We start from the raw sequence: 19552 nt of genomic DNA, 5'->3' as shown, positions 1-19552 counted from the left end.
CATTTGAAAGTTCGTTGTAAAAGTAGGAAGAAGTTGCTAAAAGAAGGGGAATATGAAAGCCTAAGAATAAACCAGGAATACACTGTATTAGCGATTGAGTTTTATAACAGTGTTGAATCTCCTTTTAGTCAGTCAATTGGAGACTTTATGTTATACAGAATTAGAGGTGACGATAGTTTCATTCTCCCTTTTCCGGCTAAACTGTTCGAAATAACTAACGCAGGAATTTCTTCGAATTGGATATTATTTAGAGAACTAGATGGATCATTTTCACTACTTCCTGAAAAGTGGGCTAGGAGTAATTTCTGGGAGGATTATTATAATGATGATCAAATTGCTTATCAAGATTTAAAGGAGGAGGAGAAAAGAATACTTCAAGATAGTTAACTATTCCAAAACCTTGATTGGCTTCGTGCCTTTCAAGGTTTCTTTTTCGTTTGGGGGGCATTGCTGAATGAACTCATCATTAATCAATGAATGCCACAATGCGAACTAACCGTTCTTGTTTAAGTATTTTTTAACGTATCCTTCATTGAAAAGCTCCAACTAATGCTCACGGATTTTTCGTTTGTAATGGCTTACCGCAACTTTGGGAAACTTAGGACGCCCACTTTGAGTGAGTGCTAATTTATTTTGTTCTACAGTGATTTACCTCGATTGTTAGCTTGAAAGAGCATGACGGCAGAATATAACAGGAAGGCTCGTTCGGATAACTACCTTTGCAATCTCAAAGCCACCGCATGGCTGAACAAAATCAAGAGAGGGTGGTAATGAAATAAGACTGGTTAAGGTTTATATGACACATAGGGATCTTACTAAAGAAAGAACCATATTTTCCTTGATTTGAGTCTTTACGAAAGCTGATCCTGATAGTTGAAGTGCTTACTCAGATATGTAAAAAGCGAGAGTGCCGGGGGAACGCCCCTGGCACTCTCGCTTTCGATTCACAGTTAGGATTACCGCAGCACGACAATCTCCACGCGGCGGTTCTTCTGCCGATTGGCTTCGGTGTCGTTCTTCGCGATCGGTTCCGTGTCGGCATAAGCCACGGAGCGGAAGAGGTCGCGGGACAGGCCCTTCTTCTCGAAGTAGCGAACGACGGAGAGCGAACGCTCCGACGACAGCCGCCAGTTGTCCTGGTAGAGGCCGCCGCCGCTGATCGGCAGACTGTCCGTGTGGCCCTCCACGCTGATCTTGGCGTGCAGGCTCGGGAAGAGGCTCGCCATCTTGTCCAGGATCGGATAGGCGCCGGACTTCAGTTCGGCCTTGCCGAGGTCGAACAGGAAGTAATCCTTCAGGGTAACGGCGATGCCGCGGTCGGTGTCGACGGCGGAGACGGTGGCCTGAAGCTTATTGTCTTCGATATATTGGGTAATGATCTTCAGGAGCCCTTGCAGCTCCTGCTCCTTGCGTTTTTTGTCGGCCTCCGTCTGGGCGCCGGATTGGTCTTCCTCTTTATTGTCCTGCTTGTTGTCGGCCTCGTTGTTCGGCGGGTTGATGACGCCGAGGACGCCGCCGCCGGCTCCGTTCTTCGCGATCATGGAGTCCGACTTGCTGAACGTAAATTGAAGGGATTGGGCCAACTGGCTGTATTTGTCCATGTCCACCTTGCTCATCGAGTACATGACGACGAAGAATACCAGCAAGAGCGTGATTAAGTCCGAATAGGTAACGAGCCAGCGTTCGTTGCTTTCGTGCTCGGCGTGCTTCTTCTTATTTCTCCTCGCCATTGGCATCGGCACCCGCTTCCGTGTTCTTTCGGCCATTCTTGTCGTGCAGGAAGGAGGTCAGCTTCTTCTTGATGAGCTGCGGGTTCTCGCCGGCCTGCAGGGCCAGGATGCCTTCCAGCATCAGCTCCATGTCGGAGACGAGGGCTTTGCTGCGGTTCTTGATCTTGGTTCCGATCGGCAAATAGATCAGGTTGGCGCTCGCCACGCCGTACAGCGTAGCCGTAAAGGCGACGGCGATCTTCGGTCCGAGCGTGTCGGGGTCCTCCAGGTTCCCGAGCACGTGGATCAGGCCGAGCACCGTGCCGATGATGCCGATCGTGGGTGCGTAGCCGCCGGCCGAATCGAACATTTTGGCATACCCTTCGTATTTGTCCTCCAGCGCATCCATCTCCAGCTCCATGATCTGCCGGGTGAGGTCGGGGTCCGTACCGTCGACCACCATCAGGAGCCCTTCGCGGAGAAACGGGTTCGGGTGATCCTGCGCGCGCTGTTCCAAGGCGAGGACGCCTTCGCGGCGGGCGATCGTGGCCATGTCGACAATTTCATCGATGATCTGGGCGGGGTTGCGCTTGCTTTCCTTGAAGGCCATTCCGAAAGCGGCGGGCAAGTCCTTCAGGCTGGAGAGCGGAAAGCTGATGATGACCGCGCCGAAGGTGCCGCCGAATACGATGATGGCCGCCGTGTAGATCCAGAGGGAAGCCAGGTGCCCCCCTTCGAGCGCAAACCCTGCGATCAGGGAGATAAAGCCGAGCAGAATACCGATAATTGTCGTAATGTCCACGAACGTCCACTCCAGTTCTGAGGTAGGATGCAGCCTGTGTAAGATGCTTCCAAAGATTGCAACACAGGTGGAAAAAAGGTATAATAAACGAACGTGTATTCCTATTTTCCGATAAAGCTCGTCTTACACTATATCGGAACCGGAAGCGATAAAATTTAGAGCATTTGCGCAAAGGGGCAGGTGACGACGAGGACCATGAGCGAAATTGTCATGAGCAACAGGCCGTTCGAGCTGCAGTCGGACTATTCTCCGCAAGGGGATCAGCCGAGGGCGATCACCGAGCTGGTCGAGGGCGTGAAGGCGGGCAAGCGGCATCAGACCCTGCTCGGCGCGACCGGAACGGGCAAGACCTTTACCATCGCCCAGACCATCGCCCAGTTGAACCGTCCGACGCTGGTCATCGCCCACAACAAGACATTGGCGGCCCAGCTTGCGAGCGAATTCAAGGAATTTTTTCCGAACAACTCGGTCGATTACTTCGTCAGCTACTACGATTACTATCAGCCCGAGGCGTATATTGCGTCCTCGGATACCTATATCGAGAAGGATTCCAGCGTCAACGAGGAGATCGACAAGCTGCGCCACTCGGCGACGAGCGCGCTGTTCGAGCGGCGCGACGTCATCATCGTGGCGAGCGTCTCCTGCATCTACGGTCTCGGTTCTCCGATGGAGTACCGGGATTTGGTCATGTCGCTGCGTGTCGGCATGGAGAAGCCGAGGAACGAGATTCTCCACCGGCTGGTCGACATCCAATACCAGCGCAACGACATCAACTTCGTGCGCGGCACGTTCCGGGTCCGCGGCGATGTCGTCGAGATTTTCCCGGCGTCGCACAGCGAGCATGCGGTGCGGGTCGAGCTGTTCGGCGACGAGATCGAGCGGATTACCGAGATCGACGTGCTGACGGGCGAGATCATCGGCGAGCGCGACCATATCGCCATCTTCCCGGCGTCGCACTTCGTGACCGCCGAGGATTCGATGAAGCGGGCGGTCGTCAATATCGAGCGCGAGCTGGAGGAACGGCTGGAGGAGCTGCGCGGCCAGGGCAAGCTGCTGGAAGCGCAGCGGCTCGAGCAGCGGACCCGCTACGACATCGAGATGATGCTGGAGATGGGCTTCTGCTCCGGCATCGAGAACTATTCCGGACCGCTGACCTTCCGCGAGCGGGGAGCGACCCCGTACACGCTGTTCGATTACTTCCCCGACGACCTGCTCGTCGTGGTCGACGAATCGCATGTGACGCTGCCGCAGATCCGCGGCATGTACAACGGCGACCGCGCCCGCAAGGAAGTGTTGGTCGAGCACGGCTTTCGGCTGCCGTCGGCGCTCGATAACCGGCCGCTGCGCTTCGAGGAGTTCGAGCAGAAGTTCGAACAGATCATCTATGTATCGGCTACGCCGGGACCGTACGAGATCGAGCACTGCCCGACGATGGTTGAGCAGATCATCCGCCCGACCGGGCTGCTCGACCCCGAGATCGACGTTCGCCCGACCAAGGGACAGATCGACGACCTGATCGGCGAGATTCACGACCGAATCGCCAAGGACGAGCGCGTGCTGGTGACGACGCTGACGAAGAAGATGGCGGAGGACCTGACCGATTACCTCAAGGAGATCGGCATCAAGGTACGCTACCTCCACTCCGACATCAAGACGCTGGAGCGGATGCAGATTCTGCGCGACCTCCGGCTCGGCACGTTCCACGTCCTGATCGGCATCAACCTGCTCCGGGAAGGGCTTGACCTGCCGGAGGTATCGCTCGTCGCCATTCTGGACGCCGACAAGGAAGGCTTCCTGCGCGCGGAGCGTTCGCTCATCCAGACCATCGGCCGGGCGGCTCGCAACTCCGAGGGTAAGGTCATCATGTACGGCGACAAGATCACCGACTCGATGGACAAGGCGATCCGCGAGACGGCTCGCCGCCGCGCGATCCAGATCGAATTCAACGAGAAGCACGGCATTACCCCGACGACGATCCAGAAGCGGGTCCGCGACGTGATCGAAGCGACGAAGGTAGCCGAGCAGAAGTCGGATTACCTCACCGGCGTGAAGGAAGGCGGCAAGCTGTCCAAGCGCGACCGGGCGGCCGTGATCGAGCGGCTGGAGAAAGAAATGAAGGAAGCGGCGAAGAACCTGCAGTTCGAGCGCGCCGCGGAGCTGCGAGATGCGGTCCTCGAGCTGAAGGCGCAGGATTGACGAGACGCCGCGCCTTCGGGGAAGACGGCGTATCGCCGGGCGGGAATCTGCCGAAGATGAGGATAACCGAGGATAAGGAATAGAGGACGAGCGCGGTTAACCCGCACGGCGGCCGTTCCGTAAGGGACAGGCCGCCGTGCGGGGCGAGCCGCGTATTCATAAGCTTCAAAGCGAGGGTTCGGACGGCGCGGCTGCGTCTATCGGGACGAAGAGCGGTAGCCCCGTGGCCATGGCTTGGAAGGACAGCTTACTAGATAAAAAGGGTGTGAGAGAGTGGCCATCGACAATATTGTGATCAAAGGGGCCCGGGCCCACAATCTGAAGAATATCGACGTCACGATTCCCCGGGACAAATTCGTGGTGCTGACGGGACTCAGCGGCTCCGGCAAGTCGTCGCTCGCGTTCGATACGATCTATGCGGAAGGACAGCGGCGCTATGTGGAGTCGCTGTCCGCTTATGCCCGGCAGTTCCTCGGGCAGATGGATAAGCCGGACGTCGACTCCATTGAGGGACTGTCTCCGGCCATCTCCATCGACCAAAAGACGACAAGCCGTAACCCGCGATCCACGGTCGGCACGGTGACGGAGATTTACGATTACCTGCGGCTCCTGTTCGCGCGCATCGGCCACCCTCATTGCCCGGTTCACGGCATCGAGATCACTTCGCAGACGGTCGAGCAGATGGTCGACCGGATTCTCGAGTACCCCGAGCGGACCCGGCTGCAGATTATGGCTCCGCTGGTCTCCGGGCGCAAGGGCGAGCATGTGAAGCTGCTGGAAGATATCCGCAAGCAGGGCTATGTCCGCGTGCGGGTCAACGGGGAGCTCCGCGAGCTGTCCGAGACCATCGAGCTGGAGAAGAACAAGAAGCATACGATCGAAGTGGTGATCGACCGGATCGTCGTCAAGGACGACGTCGCGGCGCGCTTGGCCGATTCGCTGGAAACGGCGCTGAAGCTGGCCGAGGGCCGCGTGCTGGTCGACGTGATGGAGCATGAGGAGCTGCTGTTCAGCCAGAACCTCGCCTGCCCGATCTGCGGCTTCAGCATGGACGAACTGTCTCCCCGGATGTTCTCCTTCAACAGCCCGTTCGGGGCCTGCCCCGATTGCGACGGCCTGGGCAGCAAGATGATCGTCGATCCCGAGCTGCTCGTGCCCGACGGAAGCAAGTCGATCGAACAAGGAGCGTTCGAAGCCTGGGCGGGCGGAACGTCCAATTATTACCCGCAGTACCTGGCTGCGGTCTGCAAGCATTTCAAGATCCCGACGAACGTTCCGGTCTCCGAGCTGCCCAAGGAGCTGATGGAGAAGCTCCTGTACGGAACCGGAACGGAACGCGTTCACTTCCGCTACGAGAACGACTTCGGGCAGAGCCGCGAGGCCTGGGTATCGTTCGAGGGCATCGTGACCAACCTCGAGCGCCGTTACCGCGATACCGCCTCGGACGGCATTCGCGAGTACATTGAAGCGTACATGGCCGGCAAGCCTTGCGAGACCTGCAAGGGCAAGCGGCTGAAGCCGGAGGTGCTGGCGGTCACCGTCGGCGAGCAGAATATCTCCTATGTCACCGACCTCGCGGTCGGCGACGCGCATACCTTCTTCGACGGCCTGACGCTGAATGCCAAGGAGCAGGCGATCGCCAACCTGATTCTCAAGGAGATCAAGGAGCGCCTCGGCTTCCTCGTGAACGTCGGCCTCGACTACCTGACGCTCAGCCGGGCGGCAGGCACGCTCTCCGGCGGCGAGGCGCAGCGCATCCGGCTGGCGACTCAGGTCGGCTCCAGCCTGATGGGCGTTCTGTACATCCTCGACGAGCCGAGCATCGGGCTGCACCAGCGCGACAATGACCGGCTGATCGGGACGCTGAAGCGCATGCGCGACCTCGGTAATACGCTCATCGTCGTCGAGCATGACGAGGACACCATGCTGGCGGCCGATTACATCATCGACATCGGCCCGGGAGCAGGCATTCACGGTGGCCACGTCATCGCCAAGGGAACGCCGCAGGAGATCATGGCGAACCCGGACTCCATCACAGGCCAATACCTGAGCGGCAAGAAGCTGATTCCGGTTCCGACCTCTCGCCGCAAACCGCGAGAGGAATGGCTGGAGGTCCGTGGGGCCAAGGAAAATAACCTGAAGAACCTGAGTGTGAAGATTCCGCTCGGCGTGTTCGCCTGTGTCACCGGCGTATCCGGCTCCGGCAAGAGCACCCTGGTCAACGAGATCATCTACAAGACGATGGCCCGCGATCTGAACCGGGCCCGGGTCCGTCCCGGCCAGCACAAGGAGTTCCTCGGTCTGGAGCAGGTCGAGAAGGTCATCGACATCGACCAATCCCCGATCGGACGGACGCCGCGTTCAAACCCGGCGACCTATACGGGCGTGTTCGACGATATCCGCGACCTGTTCTCGACGACCACCGAAGCCAAGATTCGCGGCTACAAGAAGGGCCGCTTCAGCTTCAACGTCAAGGGAGGGCGCTGCGAAGCCTGCAAGGGCGACGGGATCATCAAGATCGAGATGCACTTCCTGCCCGACGTCTATGTGCCCTGCGAGGTCTGCAAAGGGCGGCGCTACAACCGCGAGACGCTGGAAATCCACTACAAAGGCAAGAACATCGCCGAAGTGCTGGACATGACCATCGAAGACGCCACGCACTTCTTTGAGAATATCCCGCGCATTCACCGCAAGCTGAAGACTCTGCTTGACGTGGGCCTGGGCTATATGAAAATGGGTCAGGCCGCGACCACCATGTCGGGCGGTGAAGCCCAGCGGGTCAAGCTGGCGGCGGAGCTGTACCGGCGCAACACCGGCAAGTCGTTCTATATCCTCGACGAGCCGACGACCGGCCTGCATGTCGACGATATCGACCGGCTGCTGGTCGTGCTTCAGCGCTTGGTGGACAGCGGCGAGACCGTGCTCGTCATCGAGCACAACCTCGACGTGATCAAGACCGCCGACTACCTGATCGACCTGGGACCCGAAGGGGGCCACAAGGGTGGCACGATCATCGCGGCAGGGACGCCGGAGCAGATCTGCGAGAACCCCGATTCGTACACCGGCCGCTACCTGAAACCGGTTCTGGAACGGGACCGCAAGCGGACCGCCGAACTGTTCGGCGAGAAGCCTGCCGACGGCAAGCGCGGGAAAGGCGCAAAGGCCAAAGCGGCCAAGGCGAGCCGATCGGAAGACGAAAGCGAGTCGGCGGAGGAGCGCAAGGACGCGCTGGCTTAATCGTCCGGCCGAATAAAAATCAAGGGGGACTCCAAAGGGCCGTAGGGCCAAGGAGTCCCTTCTCTTTATCCAACTGACCAAATTAAGCATAAACTCGCAAAGCCTTCACCAAGCCCAGCTCCGTATAAGTCCAGCAAGATCCCAACAAAAGCTCAACACATGGCTTAGCCGTTCACCCCAACCAAGCTTAGCTCATGGTATAGCCAATTCCCCCGAACCAGCAAAAAGCCTGCCGATCCAGCGATCGGCAGGCTTTTTTGAACTGCGGCGGCAGGCCGCATCGTGGAGAGTGTGGTGCCGTCTAGCTTCTTCTCCTGGTTGCAACCCTGACCGTGAACGGTCACGCAGTTGAGACAGAGGAGTCCGCTCAGCCTGCGCTGACCAGCCGGGCCGCCTCGTCGAGCTGCTCCTGAAACGCGAGAACGCCTGCGCGGTGGACAAAGCGGTGGAAGCTTTCTCCGGCCTCGCGGTTCTGTCGGTAGAACTCGATCAAGTGCTTGAGCACCGGACCGACGTCGTCGCCCTTGATCCGTCCCTTCAGGGGAGTGACCAGCCGGGCGCCCGGTCCGAGAATGCCGCCGATGGAAATGTCGAACGCATCCGTCATGCCCGCTTCGGTCTTGACCAGCGCACCCTGTAAGCCGATATCGGCGATGTACTTCTGGCCGCAGTTGTTCGGGCAGCCGACGAAGTGGATGCGCACCTCTTCATCAAGCTCGATCTCCCGGTCGAGGTACTCGGCCACCCGGCGGGCGCGCTCTTTGGTCTCGACGATGGCGAGGTTGCAGAACTCGTTGCCGGTGCAGGAGACCGTCCGGCTGGTGAACCGCTTCGGGAACGGAGTGAGCCGTTCCAGGACCGACTCCGCCAGCAGGGCCTCGACCTTCTCATGCGGAACGCCGGTGAGCAGGATATTCTGCGACATGGTCGTGCGCAGCTCGGAGTCGCCGTATTCCTCGGACAGCCGGGCGAGCTCCGTCAGCTCGGAAGCCGACAAGCGGCCGACCGGCACGTTTAGTCCGACGTAGCTCAGGCCGCTCTGCTTCTGGGGATGCACGCCGTCGAAGTAGGCGCCGTTCCAGCCGATGATCTTGTCCGTTCCCCGGGTTGGCAGCTCGCCGGTCAGCTTGAGCAGCTCTTCCCGGAACTTATCCGGTCCCCAATCGGCAACGAGGAATTTCAGCCGGGCATGATGGCGCTTCTCGCGGTAGCCGTGATCGCGGAACAGCGTCGCGACCGCTGCGGCAATGGGCCGCACGTCTTCGGGGCGGGCAAAGACATCCAGTTGTTGGGCCAGATAAGGCTTCGCCGACAGGCCGCCGCCCACCCAGACATGGAAGCCCGGCACCTCCCGGCCGTCGATGTCCTTGACCGCCGGAGTGAAGGCCAGATCGTTGATCTCGGCGTGGGCGGTGTTGTAGAAGCTGCCGGAGATGGACATCTTGTACTTGCGCGGCAGGTTGGAGAAATCGCGGTTCAGCAGGAAGAAGTCGTTGACCTCCTCCACGAGCGCGGTGGTGTCCAGGAGCTCATCCTTGTCGATCCCGGCCAGCGGGTTGCCGACGATAGTCCGCGGGCAATCGCCGCAAGCCTCGAAGGAGTAGAGGCCGACGCTTTCCAGCCGCTTGAAGATATCAGGCAGGTTCTCCACCCGCAGCCAGTGGAATTGGATCGCTTGGCGGGTGGTCACATCGACCAGCTCGCGGCCGTAATCGCGGGCGATGGAAGCGAGCGCCTTCGCCTGGGAGCTGGTCATCCGGCCGCCGTTGATGCGCACGCGCATCATGAAATGGCCGTCCTTCGGCTTTTGCTCATAGACGCCGGCCCATTTGAAGCGGCTCAGGTCGTCCTCCGGGATGGACGCGTAGCCGCCGGCTGCATGGGTCTCGATGATGGAACGGATGATATCCAGGCCGTCCTTTTCCAGCTTGAGCAGTTCCATCTTGTTCAGCTTGGACGGATCATCCGCCCAGATGGCTTCATAGGCCATAGAGAAACCTCCTTGAGCGCAGTCGCGAGAATCGGGGGGTGTTAATTCCGACAAAAACAATATGATTAAGCGTATCGTAACACATGTGTCCTTGCCCGTAAACGGATGAAGCCATAACGATTCCTTATAGTGCGTGGAGCAGAATCTTATAAAGAGCCATGCAGCTTAGCCAAAATCCGAATGCACGCAAAAAAGGCCGTCTCGCGAACGGGTTCTTCCCGCCGGGACAGCCTTTCAAATGGCTAAGATTCATGAATTATCGGCCGAGCGCTGTCTTCTCTACAGGCGGCAGAGAGACAGAGGGAGCGGGGAAGGTCGGCGCCTCGATCGGGTAATCCGGATTGGCCGCTTTTTGATCCAGGCCCGTCCGGGGCTGTCCGACCGCAGCGGCCGCTTGGTCGTGCGCCAGCTTGCGAAGCGATTCCGGTGAATCGTTTTCCCGCAGCGAGGTGTGCGCGAAGGAGGAAGAAGAGAGGGCAGCAGGACCTCGTCCTGCGGGATGCTGACGTTCCGAGCAGGCGGACAGGAGCAGGCTACTGCCGAGGATCGACAGGAGCAGCGTCCGGGCGGCGTTCTTCATCATGGCAGTCTCCCTTTCCGAGTGGACTCTCTCTACCAGTCTTCCCATCCTACCGGGAAACCATCAGCGCCGAGTTAACGCCATATGTAGACTAGGTAAAATTGCGCAGCCGCAACGGGAGTCTGCCCGCCTTTTCGGTTCCCTGACCCGGCGAGGGCAGGAAACGAAAAAACACCCTTCCGTCAGCGCTTCCCTGTCCCGAGGGAATAATGCGCTTAACGGAAAGGTGTATTCTGCTGCTATATAGACACAACGAAGGAAAGCCGGAGAAGGCTTAGACCCACCACATTTCGCCGAGCGGCTCGGTGATGAGCACCTGCTGAAGGTTGGCGACGGCTTTGGAGAAGCCTTCGTCCACGGACATCAGCCCGTCCTCGTGCTCGATGCTGACGACATAGTCGTAGTCGACGAGCCGAAGCGCGCTCATCAGATCGGCCCAGACCTTCAGGTCGTGGCCGAAGCCGACGGAGCGGAACTGCCAAGCGCGGTCGAGCATGTTCGTATAGGGCTGCATGTCGGTCACGCCGTACCGGTTGATGTTGTTCGGATCAAGCGACGCGTCTTTGGCATGGAAGTGGTGCAGCGCTCCGGCCTTGCCGAGGATCAGCACGGCTTGGACCGGATCGATCCCCTGCCACCACATGTGGCTCGGGTCGAGGTTGGCGCCGATGGCTTCGCCGGTCGCCTCGCGCAGGCGCAGCAGCGTGGCGGGCGTATGAACGGAGAAGCCGCCGTGCAGCTCCAGGCCGATCTTGATGCCGCGCTCGGTGGCGTATTGGTTGATTTCTTTCCAATACGGAATGACCTTGTATTCCCATTGCCAGTCGAGAATCTCCTGGTAATCGTTCGGCCAAGGAGCAACCGGCCAGTTCGGATACTTGGCATCCTCGTGATCCCCGGGACAGCCGGAGAAGGTGTTGACGACCGGCACGCCCATGAGCTGGGCGAGGTCGATGGTTTTGCGGATCAGCTCGTCCGCTTCTTTGGCGATGGCTTTTTGCGGGTGGAGCGGGTTGCTGTGGCAGCTGAACGCGCTTACGATAATGCCGCGCGAGTCGAGCTGCGCCTGGTACGCCTTGCGCTTGCCTTCGTCGGCGAGCAGCCCGTCCAGGTCGCAATGGCTGTTTCCGGGATATCCCCCGGTTCCGATCTCAACGGCCTGAAGACCTTTGGCCGCAAGGATGTCGAGCATCTCCTCGAATGATTTTTGGTTGAAGAGGGGATTGAATACTCCCAGTTTCATCGTGGCACCTCCAAAAAATATCGGCTTTCGGCAAGAGTATACCACATCGTGGAATAAAACAAGCGGGCATCCGAAATACAGGGAACGCACCCTAAATAACGGCACTTTATATTCGGAAGCGGCATGCCGCTGCTATTGGCTATTCCCCATTATCGAAGCCTGACATCCGGGGGGCGACCTAAGCCTTCCTAAATAACTTTGAGTTACTTGTCCCTAAGCGGTTCGGTCGAGAAAGGGCTGTTCATACCTAGAATATCTTGGTATACTGATACTTAGACAGTCTAGCTATGCAGAAGGGGGCGAAAGCCGGATGATCGACCGCGAAATCGTTAAGGGAAGCACGGCGCTGCTGATCCTTTCCCTGCTCCATCGGGAAGGCCGCTTGTACGGATACCAGATCTCCAAGCTCATTCAGGAGCGCAGCGACAACGTGCTGTCGTATAAAGATGGGACGCTGTATCCGGCGCTGTACAAGCTCGAAGAGGACGGCTTGATTCAGAGCGAATGGACGGAAGTGAACGGGCGCAAGCGGAAGTATTACGACATTACGCCGAACGGCAGAGGAGAGCTGAGGAGCAAGGAAGAGGAATGGAAGCTGTTCACCAAATCCATGGGGAGTGTGCTGGGACATGCTTAACCAACCGAGTCCGATCGACGGTTTTCTGAATCGCTTGCTGCCGTATCCGTGCGGTCCCCGGCTGCTGGAGCTGCGTAAGGAGCTCGAGGCGCATTTGCAGGAAGCCATGGAAGATTATCTTCGGGAGGGAATGTCGGAGAACGAAGCTTTTCAAGCGGCGGTGCAGACGCTTGGGCCGATGCGGGAGCTGAAGCGCCACATTCGCCGAATGCACCATCGAGGCGGGAGGAGGAAGCCGATTCAGTTGCTCGCGGGCCTCAGTCTCTTGCTCCTCTATCCGCTTGCGGTGTATCTGGTTTTTCCCCATGTGAGCTTTTCGTTCCCGCTGCTTCTGCCGGTCTTGCTCGGAGGGGCCATGCTGGGCGGCCTCGGGTTCGGCACTCGCATGGATATGCTGGGGAGCAAGTACGAACCGCTGGAGGATAACCGCGAGTTTACGGCCTTGTTCGGAAACGGAATGAAGTACAAAGAATAGGAACCGAATGGGAAAACGGGGCTGTGCCAAGGGAGGAGTGCCTACTTGGTATGGCCCCGTTTGTTTCATAATGATCGAAAAGAGAATCGCGCCGCCGGCCCCTCCGGTCAAGCCGGTTCGTCAATGGGACACTCCGGCCGGGAATCGGAACGGGAGCGGGCGGTGCATGGAAGGATCGCCGGCAGCGGGCCGGGAATCACTTCGACGCGAAGCCGCTCCTCCCGGACCGGGTCGCCGTCCGCCTGCACGGCCAAGGGTCTCTCCGGCAAAAGCTCGATTCGCTTGCCGGTAAAGAAACGAACGGCAGGCTGCCCGACATGCTTGCCGGAGAGCACGAGCGGGAACAGGCGGAGAAGCTTCCAGCGGCTAATCCCGAAGGCGACGCACACCGAGGCGAGGCCGTCGGTGCCCTCGGCGTCCGGATTGATGCGGAAGCCGCCGCCGTAGTAAGGAAGATTGCTCACGGCGACCAGCCACACCCGCTCGAACCGGCTCTCTCGGCCGTCCACGCGCAGGGTGACGGCTTGCGGCCGGTAGGTGAAGAGGACGCGGATGACGGAGAACACATATGCGAGCTTGCCCGCTCCGATGAGGTTGAGCCAGCGCTTGTAGGAGGCCCCGTTGGTCGTGATCGCCACCTGCGCGTCGAAGCCGAAGCTGATCGAGCTGACGGCGATCGTACCGCCCAACTGAAGCAGGTCCAGCTGGACGGGGCTGCCTTCCGGCACCGCTGCGAGCAGCAGGTCGAGCGCCGCAATCGGGTCCTTGGGAATGCCGGTGCTGCGGGCAAAATCGTTCCCTGAGCCCGCCGGGATGTACCCGAGCGAGCAGCCCTCGGGCGGTATCGGGCCGTGCATCTCCTTAGCGGACGGCAGCGGTCCCGACGCCATCAGTCCGGCGGCCGCTTCCTTCAAGGTGCCGTCTCCGCCCACGGCGGCGATGGTGCGAATCCTGCCGCTCAGGGCCAGCTCGCGGGCGAGCCGCTCCGCATCGCCCGCTCCCGCGGTAAACCGGGCTTCATGCGGAATGCCGCGTCGGGTCAGCTCCTGTTCGACCCGCTGCCAGACCTTGGTCCCCCGTCCGTTCCCGGATACGGGATTGATCACAAACCCGATCATGCGCATCGCCTTCTTCCGTCTCTCAAACTTTGATGTTAATTATCTCACATTTTGCTTCGAACGGCATCGTTGTTTTTTGGAAGGGAACCGGGCTAGACCTGCGGAGAAACCGAGGATGCTCCGGGGACTTTTGCCGAATAAGGCAGCCGGGCGCAGGATGTGATTCCCTTCACCGTCCGGATGGAAAAAGCCCGGCATTTCCGGTAGACTAGAAGGATATGGCGCCGTTCGACGAAGACCGGCGCCGACAGGAGGAAGCATGGGAACCATACGCAAGGAGGATATCGAGCTGCTGTCCCCCGCCGGAGACTGGGATTGTCTGCGGGCGGCAGTGGCGAACGGGGCGGACGCGGTCTATTTCGGAGTGGAGAAATTCAACGCCCGGGCGCGTGCGAACAATTTTCGCGCCGAGGAGCTGCCGGAGATCATGGCGTTCCTGCACCGTTACGGGGTGAAGGGATTTCTTACCGTCAACATATTGATCTTTGAGAACGAATTGGATGAGGCGCGCGGCCTGATCCGCGCCTGCGTCGAAGCGGGCGTGGACGCCGTCATCGTGCAGGACCTCGGCCTCGTGCGGCTGATCCGCGAGATTTCGCCGGATTTCCCCATTCACGGCTCGACCCAGATGACGATCACCTCGCCGGAGGCGGTGGAGTTCACGAAGCCGTACAACATCGAGCGGGTTGTGCTCGGGCGCGAGAACAACCTGAAGCAGATTCGCACGATCGGCGAGCACGCCAAGCAGCCGATGGAAATTTTCGTCCACGGGGCCATCTGCGTCTCGTATTCCGGTCAGTGCCTGACCTCGGAGATGTGGGGCGGACGCTCGGCCAACCGCGGCGAATGCGCCCAGGCCTGCCGCCTCCCCTACGACCTCATGGTCGACGGCGTGCATCAACCGATGGGCGACATCACCTACCTGCTGTCGCCGAAGGACCTGGCGGCGATCGAGCTTGTGCCGGAGCTGATTGAAGCGGGCGTGACGTCCTTCAAGATCGAGGGGCGGATGAAGAGCCCCGAGTACGTGGCCAACGTGACCGCCAAGTATCGGGCGGCCATCGACCGCCATTTTGCCGGAGAGGACGCCGCGCCGTCGGCCGAAGAGCTGCGCGAGCTGCAGCAGAGCTTCTCGCGCGGCTTCACCTACGGCTTCCTGAAGGGGACGAACAACAAAACGCTGGTCGAGGGCACGTTCCCGAAGAGCCGCGGGGTGTACCTCGGCCGCGTCAAGGAAGTGCTCAGGGACGCCGTCCTCTGCGAGCTGGAAGCGCCGCTGAAGCGCGGCGACGGCATCGTCTTCGACGCCGGCGACCCGACGCAGAAGGAAGAGGGCGGGCGGGTCTACGACCTGCGCCGCAAGGGCGTCAAGCTGGAGGGCGAAGCGCCCGGAGGCTTGATCGAGATCGTTCCGGGCCGGAATGACGTCGCCCTCGGCCGGATTCATGTCGGCGATCGCGTCTGGAAGACCAACGATCCGCAGCTCGACAAGCGGCTGCGCCAGACCTTCGAGACCGATAAGCCCTATCGGACCTTCCCGGTTAAGGTCAAGGCGCTGGCTGTGCTGGGAGCGCCGCTCAAGACCTGGTGGACCGATCTGGCCACAGGCACGACCGTACAGGCCGAGTCCGAAGCGCTGCTGGAGCAGGCGCTGAAGCGTCCGCTCGACGAGGCGGTGCTCGCCGAGCAGTTCGGCCGTCTCGGCGGCACCCTGTTCGAGCTGGCGGAGCTCGATGCCGTCCTGACGGACGAGCTGATCGTGCCGGTCCGCGAGCTGAACCGCATCCGCCGCGAAGCAGTCGAAGTCTTGACGGCCGCGCGCGAGCAGCCGCCCGTCTACACGCTGCGCAGCCAAGCCGAGGTGCTCGCGTCCTGCGCCGAAGATGACTTCCGCCCGGAGCAAGCTCTCCGGCAACCGGCGGCGAACGAAACGGCTGGCCTGGCACAAACCGCCGCGCCTAAGCCCGAGCTGACGGTGCTCTGCCGCACGCTGGAGCAGGTGCACGCCGCTCTGGCCGCCGAAGCGGAGTTCCTGTACGCCGACTTCGAATTCATCAAGCAATTCCCGGCGGCGGTGGAAGCCGTGCGGGCGGCGGGCGCCCGGATCGCGCTCGCGACGCCGCGCATTCACATGCCCGGCGAGACCGGCTTCTTCCAGCACATCCTCCGGCTTCGGCCGGATGCGGTGCTCGTGCGCAACACCGGCGCTTTGTACTACTTTATGCGCGAGCGGCAGCTTCATCCCGGTGCGGCTCACCCCGAGCTGATCGGTGACTTTTCGCTCAACGTCGCCAATCACAAGACGGCGGCGCTGTTCCTGGAGGCGGGCCTCAGCCGCATTACGCCTTCCTATGACCTGAACATCCAGCAGATGCTGGACCTCCTGGAGCGGACCGACGCTTCGCGCACGGAGCTGGTGCTTCATCAGCATCTGCCGATGTACCATACCGAGCACTGCGTCTACTGCACCTTCATGAGCGAGGGCACGGATTACACCAACTGCGGACGGCCGTGCGAGAGCCACCGCGCTTCGCTGCGCGACCGGATCGGCATGTCGCATCCCGTCCGGGTGGACGAAGGCTGCCGCAACACCGTCTACAACGCCATCGAGCAGTCCGGAGCGGAGTATCTGCCGCAGTTCCGCGCGCTCGGCGTCCGCCGCTTCCGGGTCGAGTTCCTGGAGGAGACGCCAGAGAAGGTGCGCGAGGTGCTCGGCTTGTACCGGCAGGCGCTCGCCGGGACGATTCCCGGCACGCAGGTCTGGAAAACCCTGAAGGCGACCAACCAGCTCGGCGTCACGCGCGGCCAGCTCGTCAGATAAGCGGGCGCAAACGACGCAAAACGGAGCGCTGCCGACCTAGCGCCAGCCCGGCGAAGAGCGGACGGGAAGAAAGCGTTTTTCAACCCCCGCATTCCCCGGAGAGGGCTTAAGCCCCTTGAGGCCGGGCTTTACAGGAAAGCCCGGCGGGAGTATGATACGTTTCGTGATTACGACACACGCTGAATCCCGAACAGGGAACGGGGGAACCGAGGCGGCGCATGCGCCGCAGGGGTGAATCCGCCGGTGAATACCGGCGGTAGGGCGACTCTCACGTCCGAATCCGACAGCTAACCTCGCAAGCGTCTCGAGAGGGGCTTGTTTGAACGCGCACGCCGATCCGATCGTCCCGTCCAGGGACTTGATAAGGAGAAGCCGCGGGAAAGAGTCTCTTTCCCCGGCTTCTTTTTTGTTGTGCATAAAAGGCTGCCGGTGCTGTACGAACACGTTCAATTCGATCCGAACCGGCGCCCGCGCGCCGGTTCGGATCAACCGGGAGGAATCCAGCCATGAGTCAAGCGACTGCCACAACCGCAGCGAACCGGGACGGCCGGGAAGCCGGCCGGACAGAGGGAAGCTCCGCCGAGCGGGAGGAAGGCCCCGACGCGGCGAGACGGGTGATCGTCTCCGCGCCTGGCCCCGCCGGGGAGCAATTCATCCGCATGCTGAAGTATAAGAAAATCCCCTTCGCCGTCCTGATCAACCACCCCGATCAGAAGGAGCGCCTGGCGAAGCTGGGCGTACAGGATTTTGTTCAGGTGGACACCAAGGTGACGGACCTCGCAGCCGTGGCCGGCGATCCGCCGCGCATGGTCGTGCTGTTCGAGGACAGCCTGAACCTGACCTGCCGCTACCTGAAGCTGTGCAGCACCTGGACCGAGGGGCCGGTCTACGTCATCTCCCAGAACAGCATCCCCCGTCCGATCTATCGCTGCCTCGGCGCCAAGTCGGTCATCTACTCGCGCAGCGGCGAAGTCACGTACCTGCTGCAGGGCGTGACGGGCGTCTAACGCCGGTTAATGCCGCTTCCTGCCAAGCCTCGACACACGGGCACCCCATCCCCCCTACGGGACAGGGTGCCTTTTTGGCATGCCTGCCTACGGACACCCGAAGGATCGGGCAAAGGCTGGCCGACTCGCATACGGACATGCTATTCTGTAATCAAATGGAGAAGCTGACTCTTCTGCGAAAGGAACCGATTTCCTTGAGAACTAGACGCTATCGAATCGCTCTCATCCTGCTGATCGCGGCCGCCTTCGCCCTGCGGCTGGCTTACGCCGTGACGACGGACGGCGGCAAGCTGTCGCATGATGAGAAGAATTATTTGGAGCAGGCCGTCCGCCTGGTGGACAAGGGAGTATATGCCTATAACGAAGACGAGCCCAACGCCCGGGTAACGCCCGGCTACCCGCTGTTTGTGGCGGCCGTGGCAGGGATCGTCGGAACGGACCGTCTAAACGCGGTCGAGAATACCGTCCGCTATCTGCAGTGCGCCGTCGGAGCAGGGGCCGTCTTCCTGTTCTATGCTCTCGGCACCCGGCTGTGGAGCCGGCGGGCCGGGCTCGTCGCCGCCGCCGTCGCGGCCTTTTACCCGACGTATATCTGGTCGCCGCAGCTCATTACGACGGAGACGCTGTTCCTGACGGCATTCCTCGGCATGCTGTACGCCCAGTGGCTGGTCGTGGAAGAGAATCGTCCGCGCGACCATGTCGTCGCGGGCGCGCTGGTCGCCCTGACCGTGCTGATCCGGCCCCAGGTGCTGCCGCTTGCTGTCATTCCGTACGTGTTCCTCTGGGTTCGCGACCGGCGCTTGTATACCCGGGAAATTCTGGCCGCTATCGCAGCCTTCGCCGTCGTCATGCTGCCGTGGTGGCTCCGCAACGCCGTCACGCTGCATGAATTCGTGCTGACCGCCAAGGGAGGCATGGGCAATCCCTTCCTTGCGGGCACCGACCCGTATTTCAAGGGGACGATCGATTGGAACGAGGCGCAGAAGGGCGATCAATTCAAGGAAGGGCTGGAGCGGCTGAAGCAGGGCCTGAAGGACGATCCGTGGCTGTGGATTCGCTGGTTTACCGTCGGCAAATTCATGGTGCTGTTTAAGACGCCGCGTCTGACGCTGCCCGGTCCGCTCGCCGATCTGTTCACGGTGTTTCATCTGATCTTCGCCTGGGTCGGCTGGCTCGCGCTCCTCAGCTTCCGCAGCCGCCCGCTGCGGTTCCTGGCGGCCGGTCTGCTGCTGCTCACGGTCATCCAGCTCGCCTTCATCCCGGTGGCGCGGTACGCTTATCCGCTGTATGCCTTCCTGATGCTCGGCTTCGGCTGGGCGGTGTCGCTGTTGTGGAACCGGCTTCGCGGGGAAGAGCCCCGGGGCTACGGCTATCCGAGCGAATACCGGTTTTGAGCGCGTAGGTGATCTCCGTCCATGAATTCCTGAAGCGCTTGATTCCTCGAATAGATCGGAGGACCAATGGAATACACTCCATCAACGGGCCGTTCTCCATCAAGGAAATGGGTGCCGACGATTTCCATTTGGTTACCGAACAGGGGAAGCTAAGGCTAAACAAACCGGCAGTGGCCCGGATTATGGGGTTGGACAATGGCGATTGCCGGGCAAACCTAGTTGATCGATTCTCGGGTTCAAGGATTGGGTAAAATCTTTTTCATAGGCTTCGCCGCCCTGCAACCTTTTCCAGAATTTCTCGTCTAGAGGGTACGATTCGATAGAATCCCTTACTTGAGGAGGA

At 60.3% G+C, this 19552-nt stretch carries 14 protein-coding genes and 1 riboswitch; of the genes, 8 read left to right on the top strand and 6 right to left on the bottom strand.

Features of this window, described 5'->3' with window-relative positions:
• Window positions 1-3: 3 nt before the first annotated feature.
• Window positions 4-387, top strand: coding sequence for a hypothetical protein (locus tag ACSEXS_RS21940; RefSeq protein WP_438435377.1), 384 nt, complete (start codon window positions 4-6; stop codon window positions 385-387).
• Window positions 388-956: 569 nt separating this feature from the next.
• On the opposite strand, the gene ACSEXS_RS21935 is transcribed toward ACSEXS_RS21940, so the two are convergent.
• Window positions 957-1730, bottom strand: coding sequence for a flagellar motor protein MotB (locus ACSEXS_RS21935; RefSeq protein ID WP_438435376.1), 774 nt, complete (start codon window positions 1728-1730; stop codon window positions 957-959).
• On the bottom strand, window positions 1714-2511 hold the full coding sequence (locus ACSEXS_RS21930) for a flagellar motor protein (protein ID WP_438435375.1): 798 nt from the start codon (window positions 2509-2511) through the stop codon (window positions 1714-1716). The genes ACSEXS_RS21935 and ACSEXS_RS21930 overlap by 17 nt, the downstream gene beginning before the upstream one ends.
• 195 nt (window positions 2512-2706) lie before the next feature.
• On the opposite strand from ACSEXS_RS21930, the gene uvrB reads away from it, so the two are divergent.
• Both uvrB and uvrA read left to right on the top strand, forming a co-directional pair.
• On the top strand, window positions 2707-4707 hold the full coding sequence (gene uvrB, locus ACSEXS_RS21925) for an excinuclease ABC subunit UvrB (RefSeq protein ID WP_438435374.1): 2001 nt from the start codon (window positions 2707-2709) through the stop codon (window positions 4705-4707).
• A 273-nt stretch (window positions 4708-4980) separates the two neighbouring features.
• Window positions 4981-7944: an excinuclease ABC subunit UvrA gene (gene uvrA / locus ACSEXS_RS21920; RefSeq protein WP_438435373.1), complete on the top strand. Its 2964-nt coding sequence runs from the start codon at window positions 4981-4983 to the stop codon at window positions 7942-7944.
• Between the two features lie 367 nt (window positions 7945-8311).
• Here uvrA and ACSEXS_RS21915 read toward each other — a convergent pair whose 3' ends face one another.
• The 3 genes from ACSEXS_RS21915 to ACSEXS_RS21905 all read right to left on the bottom strand — a co-directional run bounded on the left by ACSEXS_RS21915 (window position 8312) and on the right by ACSEXS_RS21905 (window position 11757).
• Window positions 8312-9934: a nitrite/sulfite reductase gene (locus tag ACSEXS_RS21915; RefSeq protein WP_438435372.1), complete on the bottom strand. Its 1623-nt coding sequence runs from the start codon at window positions 9932-9934 to the stop codon at window positions 8312-8314.
• Window positions 9935-10190: 256 nt separating this feature from the next.
• The gene (locus ACSEXS_RS21910; RefSeq protein ID WP_438435371.1) at window positions 10191-10517 is read right to left on the bottom strand and encodes a hypothetical protein; all 327 of its coding nucleotides are present in this window, start codon (window positions 10515-10517) and stop codon (window positions 10191-10193) included.
• A gap of 271 nt (window positions 10518-10788) precedes the next feature.
• A complete protein-coding gene (locus tag ACSEXS_RS21905; protein ID WP_438435370.1) occupies window positions 10789-11757 on the bottom strand; it encodes a sugar phosphate isomerase/epimerase family protein in 969 nt (322 codons plus the stop codon).
• A 310-nt stretch (window positions 11758-12067) separates the two neighbouring features.
• Between ACSEXS_RS21905 and ACSEXS_RS21900 the strand changes: the two genes are divergently transcribed.
• Window positions 12068-12394, top strand: a complete 327-nt coding sequence (locus ACSEXS_RS21900) for a helix-turn-helix transcriptional regulator (RefSeq protein WP_438435369.1) — start codon at window positions 12068-12070, stop codon at window positions 12392-12394.
• A complete protein-coding gene (locus tag ACSEXS_RS21895; RefSeq protein WP_438435368.1) occupies window positions 12387-12869 on the top strand; it encodes a permease prefix domain 1-containing protein in 483 nt (160 codons plus the stop codon). Before ACSEXS_RS21900 ends, ACSEXS_RS21895 begins: the two co-directional genes overlap by 8 nt.
• A gap of 107 nt (window positions 12870-12976) precedes the next feature.
• Here the strand turns inward: ACSEXS_RS21895 and ACSEXS_RS21890 are convergent, their stop codons facing one another.
• On the bottom strand, window positions 12977-13987 hold the full coding sequence (locus ACSEXS_RS21890; protein ID WP_438435367.1) for a diacylglycerol/lipid kinase family protein: 1011 nt from the start codon (window positions 13985-13987) through the stop codon (window positions 12977-12979).
• A gap of 259 nt (window positions 13988-14246) precedes the next feature.
• Between ACSEXS_RS21890 and ACSEXS_RS21885 the strand changes: the two genes are divergently transcribed.
• The 3 genes from ACSEXS_RS21885 (at window position 14247) to ACSEXS_RS21875 (ending at window position 19209) form a co-directional block, all read left to right on the top strand.
• The gene (locus ACSEXS_RS21885) at window positions 14247-16808 is read left to right on the top strand and encodes a U32 family peptidase (RefSeq protein ID WP_438435366.1); all 2562 of its coding nucleotides are present in this window, start codon (window positions 14247-14249) and stop codon (window positions 16806-16808) included.
• A gap of 167 nt (window positions 16809-16975) precedes the next feature.
• A riboswitch (cyclic di-AMP (ydaO/yuaA leader) is annotated at window positions 16976-17126 on the top strand.
• Window positions 17127-17314: 188 nt separating this feature from the next.
• Window positions 17315-17815 (top strand): hypothetical protein, encoded by a 501-nt coding sequence (locus ACSEXS_RS21880; RefSeq protein ID WP_438435365.1) that lies wholly within the window; start codon window positions 17315-17317, stop codon window positions 17813-17815.
• Window positions 17816-18009: 194 nt separating this feature from the next.
• A complete protein-coding gene (locus ACSEXS_RS21875; protein ID WP_438435364.1) occupies window positions 18010-19209 on the top strand; it encodes an ArnT family glycosyltransferase in 1200 nt (399 codons plus the stop codon).
• The last annotated feature ends 343 nt before the right edge of the window (window positions 19210-19552 follow it).

The sequence above is a fragment of the Gorillibacterium terrae genome (assembly GCF_051594785.1).
Taxonomy (GTDB): Bacteria; Bacillota; Bacilli; order Paenibacillales; family NBRC-103111; genus Gorillibacterium.
The sequence above is the reverse complement of the archived record's forward strand: the minus strand, read 5'-3'. Positions and strand labels throughout refer to the sequence as shown.